A 6,624-nucleotide genomic window follows, 5' to 3' on the forward strand; every position below is an offset into this window, starting at 1 on the left:
CGGGGTATGGGCGCGCCGGTGTGCTGGTGGTGTCGGGGGTCGGGGATCGGGGAGTGTGCCCGGTGCCCGGTGCCCGGTGCCCGGTGCCCGGTGCCCGGTGCCCGGTGCCCGGTGCCCGGTGCCCGGTGCCCGGTGCCCGGTGCCCGGTGGCATGTTTGCCGGTATCAGCAGCGCCGGTGGTAGACGTTGCGTCGTGGCGTGCGCAGCGGGTCGAGCCAGCTGGGCGGGAGGAAGTCAGGTCGGCCGTCTGGTGCCATGCGGATCGTCCAGTCTCCGCGATGAACCAGCCGGTGGTGGTAGCCGCAGAGCAGCACAGCGTTGCCCAGTGCTGTCTCGCCACCGTCGGCCCAGTGCCGCACGTGGTGACCATCGCACCACCGGGACGGCCGATCACAGCCAGGGAAGGCGCAACCGCCGTCGCGCAGCACCAGCGCGCGGCGCAACGGGCCGTTGAAGAGCCGACGCTGGCGTCCGACGTCCAGGACCTGACTGTTGCCGCCCAGCACCGCGGGCAGCACGCCCGCGTCACAGGCGAGACGCCGGATCGCGCCGGGGGTGAGAGGTTCTCCGGTCTCCAGGGTGCCGGCGCGTACGCCGTTGACCAACTCGTCCAACGAGACGGTCACCACGAGCTGCGGCCGGTCGCCACCGTTGTCAGGCAGCTCGCCGGTGCGTAGCGCGAGCCGGCAGACCTCGCCCAGTGCGTCGGCTCGCCGCTGACCGGGGCTGCGGTCGTCGTGCTCACCGGCCGGAGCGCAGAGCGGATCGATCGCCTCCCGCAGCAGGCTCGCCGTTTCGGTGTCGAGGTTGCCGCTGAGGCGTACCTCCCCGTTCTGCTGTTCGGAGAGCGTGACGTGCCGGCGGGCCTCGGCGCGCTCGGCGGCCCGCTTGAGGGCGGCCAGCTCAGCCTGGTCGGCCAGGTCCGGTGCGACATGCGTGAGGACGCGCTCCCCGAGCCGGCTCAGGACGGTCGGATCGAAGCGGTCGGCCCAGTCGACCAGCAGTTGAGTGGCCTTGTCCGCCACCTCCGGGCCGGCCTCCAGCGGAAGGGTGGCGATGGTTTCTGCCACCACCCGGCCCTGCTCGACGGACATCGCGCCGCTGAACATCGCGTCACGCACCGCCGGTGGCGCGGCGTCGATGGTGCTGGCGAGCTGGACCAGCTGGCGGGCGGAACGGCTGGTGAGGCGGAGTCGCTCCCGCAGCCAGATGGCGGTGGACGAGGCGCCCTGGGCGGTTGCCAGGCCACGGCTGTCCAATTCACGCACCAGGCCGAGCTGGACGGCGGCAAGCCGCTGGACCAACACATGCGCCGCGTCGAGAGACGCGACCAACTCGCTGTCGGAGAGCGCCCACAGTGACGCTTGGGCGCAGTCGTCGACGGCATCTCCTGCCTGCGCCAACGCCCTCAACATGACAACAGAATAGAACGTACGTACGACACTTTCGATCCGTGTTGATCAATGCCGGGCTAATGCATTGTCCGTCCGCCGTCCGCGCCGCGCACGCAGCCCAGGCCTCTGGCGAAGCTGGGCGCCAGCCGAAGGGGCCGAGGTTGGTCGAAGCGGGGATGTTGGCGGGTCGGGAGGCCGGCCGGGATCATGGGGTCATGACCGAAGCCCGCCCCGATTCGCGTCGGATGACGATCAGTGACCCGCAGGTGATGCGGGCGATGGCGCATCCGGCCCGGATCGCGATCATGGAGTACCTGAACAGCCGCGAGAGCGGCGGGACTGCCACCGAGTGCGCCGAGATCGTCGGGCTGTCGCCGAGCGCTACCAGTTATCACCTGCGGGCGTTGGCGAAGTTCGGTCTGGTCGAGCAGGCGCCGAGCCGTGGGGATGCGCGCGAACGGCTGTGGCGGGTGTCGAGTTCGAGTGTGTTGGTGGAGGCCGGTCGTGATGCCGGGCCTGAGGCGCGTGCGGCGGAGCAGGCGCTGGTGGAGGCGCATGCGGTCCGGGGCATGGAGCGGACCCGGGACTGGTTGCGGCGCGCCGGGGACGAGCCGGCGGAGTGGTACGACACGGCGCTGTTCACCGACACGTTGCTGCTGCTGACCGCCGAGGAGTTGAGCGGGTTGAACGACGCGGTCATGGCGCTGCTTCGGCCGTACCAGGCGCGGCGGCGTCAGGCCGACCCGCCGCCGGGGGCGCGTTCGGTCGCTGTGCAGTACCGGACGGTGCCGCTGGCGTAACACCCCTTGCGCGTTCCAGTTGTGAAGGATTATTTTCGAAATATGTCCTTCACAAGTGGTTCGTCGCGCTGGCCGGACGTCTGGCTCGCCGCTACCGCACGGGGCGCCACGATCTGCGGAGACTTCCTCGCCGCCACCGCGCTCGCGTTGGCGTTGCAGGGTGCCGGTGCGGGAGGACTTGCCGTCTCGGGGCTCCTGCTCGCGGCCACACTGCCTCTGGTGGTGCTCGCCCCGCTCACCGGTCGGCTCGTCGACCGGGTGGATAGCCGGGCGCTGTTGGTGACCGTCGGCCTGGCGCAGGCGGTGATCTGCACGCTGCTCGCCGTCGCCGAGCACCCGATAGTGGTCGTGGGCCTCGTCGCGCTGCTCGCCTGCGGGCTCGCGGTGACCCAGCCCTGCCTGGCTGCGCTGTTGCCGGCGATGGTCCGCCCCGCTGACCTGCCACGGGCCAGTGCGATCAGTCAGAACGCCGTCTCCATCGGCGCGCTCGGCGGGCCGGTGCTGGCCGGCCTGCTGGTGGGGCAGTTCGGCACTCGCGTACCCCTGCTTCTCGATGCCGTGACCTACCTGGCGCTGGTGGTCGCGGGCCTGCTGCTAAAGACCCGGCGTGGCGGCCGCCAACCCGCCGCCGCAGCGCCGGGGTCCGCGCGCGGAGAAGACCACCGGGGTACGGACCTGGGCTGGCGGCTGCGCCGTGATCCGCTGATGCTGGTCATGGTGGTGAGCACCGCGGTGGTGATCGCTGCGATCGGCGGCATCAACGTGATCGAGGTCTTCTTCATCCGGGAGACGCTGGACGGTTCGGCGACCACCTACGGCCTGGTGGGCGCGGCCTGGATGGCCGGCATGCTGCCCGGTAGCTGGCTCGCCGCCCGACTCGCCCGCCGGTTCGACGACGACGCGGCCCTCATCCGTGGGGTGTTGGCGAGCCTGGCCGTGTGCAGCCTGCTGGTGCTGCTCGCCGCAGGGGTGCCCACGGCTGGCCTGCTGGTGCCGCTCTGGCTGGTGGCCGGCGCGGCGAACGGCGGCGAGAACGTCTTCGCCAACCTACTCATCACCCGCCAGGTGCCGGAGGCGATGCGCGGTCGGGCGTACGCCAGCTACGGCGCTGCGGTGCAGGGCGGCTCGATGGCCGGCTATCTGGTCGGCGGTGTGCTGCTCACGGCTGTTTCGCCCCGTCCACTGATCGCCGGAGCGGGCCTGGCCGGTCTCCTGGTGGTGGTGGCCTTCGTGCCGGTCGTCGCCCGCGCGGTACGCCGGCCGTCGTCGGGCGAGGCCGACGGCCGACACCGCAGTGCGGGGTTGGCCACTCCGAGCCGGCCCGCCGAGCCGGAACCCGAGGCCGGGGATACGGTCGGGTCATGGCTGAGCGCATCGCACGCCCGCGGGTCGGGCACATCCAGTTCCTGAACTGCCTGCCGATCTACTGGGGTCTGATGCGCTCCGGTGCCCTGCTCGACGTCGACCTGCACAAGGATTCGCCGGACCGGCTGAGCGCGGCACTGGTCGCCGGTGACCTCGACATCGGCCCGATCACGCTGCTGGAGTACCTGAAGCACGCCGACGAGCTGCTGCTCCTGCCGGATCTTGCGGTGGGCAGTGACGGGCCGGTGCTCTCGGTCAACATGGTCTCCACCCGACCCCTGGGCGAGCTGGACGGTGCCCGGGTGGCGCTCGGCTCGACCTCGCGGACCGGGGTGATGACGGCGCAGCTGCTGCTCGCCGAGCAGTACGGCGTCCGACCCGACTACTTCCGCTGCCCGCCGGACCTGACCCAGATGCTGCTGGAGGCCGACGCCGCAGTGCTGATCGGGGACGTGGCGCTGCGGGCGTACTACGAGGCGCCGCAGCGGGGCCTCACCGTCACCGACCTCGGGCAGGCGTGGCGCGACTGGACCGGGCTGCCGATGGTCTTCGCGGTCTGGGCGGTCCGCCGCGACTTCGCCGCCGCCCACCCGGGCATGGTCAAGGAGGTGCACGAGGCGTTCCTGCGTTCGCGGGACCTCTGCCTGGCCGAGTTGGACCAGGTCGCCGAAGCGGCGGCCCGCTGGGAGACGTTCGACGCGGCGACGCTGGCCACGTACTTCCGGGCCCTGGACTTCTCCCTCGGTGAACGCCAGGTCGCCGGCCTGCGCGAGTGGGCCCGGCGGGCCACCGCGATCGGCGAGGCCCCGGCGCTACCGGACGGCGGCCCGGAGTTCTTCGCCGGCTGACCGACAAGCCGGGGCCGCGGGCGCGAGGGACCGGGACGCGAACCGCCCGACCAGCAGTCTGGTCGGGCGGCGCGACGGGAAGCGCGGCTCAGACGCCGGGGCGCAGCAACGCCTCGGTGATCTTCTCGCAGTTCTTCATGCCGTAGTCGTAGCCCAGGTCGATCGGGTACCTGACCATCACGCCCATCGTCCAGGTGTCGCCGATGGCCAGGCAGTTGATGTGCATCTCCTGCTCCTTGGTCCGGTCGATCCACCCGTTCTTGATGGCGATCTGCTTCTGCTCGGCGGCCGGGAAGGCCTTGCGGATGCCGAAGTCACCGGCGCCGCGCACCAGCTTCATCTCGTTGAGCAGCCACTTGGTCCACTTCGGCCCGGCGGCGGTGCCGGTGGCGATGCAGTTGCCCAGTCGGGCGGTGTCCCGGGGGGAGAGTGCCGTCCGGGACCAGCCCTTGTCGGGGGCGACGCTGCTGTCGGTCAGCTTGCACATGGAGATCAATCGCTTGATCGAGGCGTCCCGGCCGACCTGGTTGTAGAACTGCTCGGCCCTGGTGTTGTCGCTGTCGCGGATGATCCGTGTCGCGTCGGCGAGCTTCGCGTCGCTCGGCGTCTGCCCGGCGTCGGCTGTCCGTCGTAGGTAGTCGGCGACGATCCAAGACTTGATCAACGAGGCGGTCGTGCTGGTCTCGCCCATGTTCTTGGAACCGATGATCTGCCCGGTCCGCCGGTCCAGCACGCTCCAGGAATACCAACCCTGGATGTCCAGGTCGAGGTTCTTGGCCACGAACGGCAGCGGCTCCAGCGAGGGGCTGGGGCTCGGTGACGGTGGGGCCGGCTGGCGGGCGCTGCGGTCGGTGGCCGAACCCGTGGACCGGTCGCTGGTCGACGTGCCGGCGTCGCCCCACTTGGCGGCGGCGGCGGACTCGAACGGCGACCCGGGCAGCAGCCGCAGGGAGACCAGTACCAACCCGATCAGGATGACCGCGATCGCGACCAGCCGAAGCGGGGACGCGTCAGCGCCCTGGCGCCGACCGGACCGACGATTGCCGGCCATCAGAGCTTCCCGACAGGCTGCTGCGGCACCTTGAGCGCGGCACCGGGCTGCGGGGTGACCAACTGGGTGGCCACGCTCGCGCAGACCTTCGCCCCGTAGTCCAGACCGCTCCTGATCGGGTAACGCAGCATCACCGCGAGGCTCCACTTGTCGTTGACGGCCAGGCAGTTGACGTGCCAGTTTCCGTCGCCGTTGATCGGCGTCCAACCGTTCTTGATGCTGACCGGGCCCTGTGCGGTGATCGACTTGGGTAGGCCGTCGATGATCCCCCAGCGGCCACCGCCGTAGCTGGGCTGCTGGTCCTTCTTGGCGGTGGTGCCGCGGACCTTGCTCATCTGATCCAGCACCCACGTGGTCCACTTCGGGCCGGCGGCCTTGCCGTCGGCAATGCAGTCGCCGAGCCGGACAGCGTCGCGCGGCGACATCCGGGTGTAGCTCCAGTAGCCGGTGTAGGGCTCGACGTTGCCGCGCTTGGTGTCGGTCAGGCCGCAGATCTTGATCGCTCGCTGGATCACGGGGTCCGGGGTGCTGCTCTTCGACGGTTTGTACGATCCGCCCGCCGCGGCGTGGACCTTGTTGGCCGCGCCGTCGTTGCTGTCGATGATGGCGAGGCTGGCCGCCTGCTTCAGCGCGGCCGGCGGCTCCCGGTCCTTGAGCTGGCGCAGGTAGTCGGAGACGATCCACGCCTTGATCATCGATTCGGTGGAGCTGGTCGCGCTCATGTTCGACGATCCGGAGATCTTGCCGGTCTTCCGGTCGAGCAGCGCCCACGAGAAGAATTCGCCCTTGAAGCTCACCGACACCGGGCCGGCCGCCAGCGTGGGCGGCGGCGGTGGGGCGGGCGCGGGCGCAGCGACGGTCGAGGCGGCGCCGCCTCCGCCTCCGCTGCTGTCGCCGTCGGAGAGCCGGGCGTACGCGGCGGGGACCAGGAGGACGCCGCCGAGCAGGACCGCCGTTATGGCGAGCACCATGGTCACGCGAGATCGCATGAGTGGGTGAGCTCCAGGTGTCAGGGCCGGGGGGACCGGCTGTTGTCTGGGGATCGGCTGATCACCGAGGCCGGGGGAGGTGGCCGGTGAGCGTGGCGAGGTCGAGCAGCAGGTCCGGCTTGAGCTGCTGCACCGCGTACGCCAACGCGTCGGCGAGGACCAGGCGGCCCTCGGCGT

General features: G+C 70.9%; 6 protein-coding genes and 1 pseudogene. 3 read left to right on the plus strand and 4 right to left on the minus strand.

Annotation, left to right across the window (positions count from 1 at the left end; all coding sequences use genetic code 11):
- Window positions 1-164: 164 nt before the first annotated feature.
- Complete coding sequence (locus ACWCO3_RS29460) at window positions 165-1,415, minus strand: DUF222 domain-containing protein (protein ID WP_450013149.1); 1,251 nt, start codon at window positions 1,413-1,415, stop codon at window positions 165-167.
- 194 nt (window positions 1,416-1,609) lie between these two features.
- Between ACWCO3_RS29460 and ACWCO3_RS29465 the strand changes: the two genes are divergently transcribed.
- The 3 genes from ACWCO3_RS29465 to ACWCO3_RS29475 are packed head-to-tail and all read left to right on the plus strand — an operon-like array spanning window position 1,610 to window position 4,407.
- Window positions 1,610-2,194, plus strand: coding sequence for an ArsR/SmtB family transcription factor (locus tag ACWCO3_RS29465; RefSeq protein WP_145785905.1), 585 nt, complete (start codon window positions 1,610-1,612; stop codon window positions 2,192-2,194).
- Window positions 2,195-2,236: 42 nt separating this feature from the next.
- Window positions 2,237-3,604, plus strand: coding sequence for an MFS transporter (locus ACWCO3_RS29470; RefSeq protein ID WP_450013151.1), 1,368 nt, complete (start codon window positions 2,237-2,239; stop codon window positions 3,602-3,604).
- The gene (locus tag ACWCO3_RS29475) at window positions 3,556-4,407 is read left to right on the plus strand and encodes a menaquinone biosynthetic enzyme MqnA/MqnD family protein (protein ID WP_354876425.1); all 852 of its coding nucleotides are present in this window, start codon (window positions 3,556-3,558) and stop codon (window positions 4,405-4,407) included. The genes ACWCO3_RS29470 and ACWCO3_RS29475 overlap by 49 nt, the downstream gene beginning before the upstream one ends.
- 88 nt (window positions 4,408-4,495) lie before the next feature.
- Here the strand turns inward: ACWCO3_RS29475 and ACWCO3_RS29480 are convergent, their stop codons facing one another.
- The 3 genes and pseudogenes from ACWCO3_RS29480 to ACWCO3_RS29490 all read right to left on the minus strand — a co-directional run.
- Entirely contained in the window at window positions 4,496-5,458 is a 963-nt protein-coding gene (locus ACWCO3_RS29480; RefSeq protein ID WP_145785908.1) for a serine hydrolase, read from the minus strand.
- Entirely contained in the window at window positions 5,458-6,447 is a 990-nt protein-coding gene (locus ACWCO3_RS29485; protein ID WP_145785909.1) for a serine hydrolase, read from the minus strand. Before ACWCO3_RS29485 ends, ACWCO3_RS29480 begins: the two co-directional genes overlap by 1 nt.
- A gap of 82 nt (window positions 6,448-6,529) precedes the next feature.
- A pseudogene (locus ACWCO3_RS29490) lies at window positions 6,530-6,624 on the minus strand (hypothetical protein); the annotation flags it as partial.

This window comes from Micromonospora sp. NPDC002411 (assembly GCF_053592955.1).

What these genes read in the sequence shown, in the direction of transcription:
- ACWCO3_RS29460 (WP_450013149.1), bottom strand. Translation starts at nt 1,415, where the DNA reads ATGTTGAGGGCGTTGGCGCAGGCAGGAGATGCCGTCGACGACTGCGCC.
- ACWCO3_RS29465 (WP_145785905.1), top strand. Translation starts at nt 1,610, where the DNA reads ATGACCGAAGCCCGCCCCGATTCGCGTCGGATGACGATCAGTGACCCG.
- ACWCO3_RS29470 (WP_450013151.1), top strand. Translation starts at nt 2,237, where the DNA reads ATGTCCTTCACAAGTGGTTCGTCGCGCTGGCCGGACGTCTGGCTCGCC.
- ACWCO3_RS29475 (WP_354876425.1), top strand. Translation starts at nt 3,556, where the DNA reads ATGGCTGAGCGCATCGCACGCCCGCGGGTCGGGCACATCCAGTTCCTG.
- ACWCO3_RS29480 (WP_145785908.1), bottom strand. Translation starts at nt 5,458, where the DNA reads ATGGCCGGCAATCGTCGGTCCGGTCGGCGCCAGGGCGCTGACGCGTCC.
- ACWCO3_RS29485 (WP_145785909.1), bottom strand. Translation starts at nt 6,447, where the DNA reads ATGCGATCTCGCGTGACCATGGTGCTCGCCATAACGGCGGTCCTGCTC.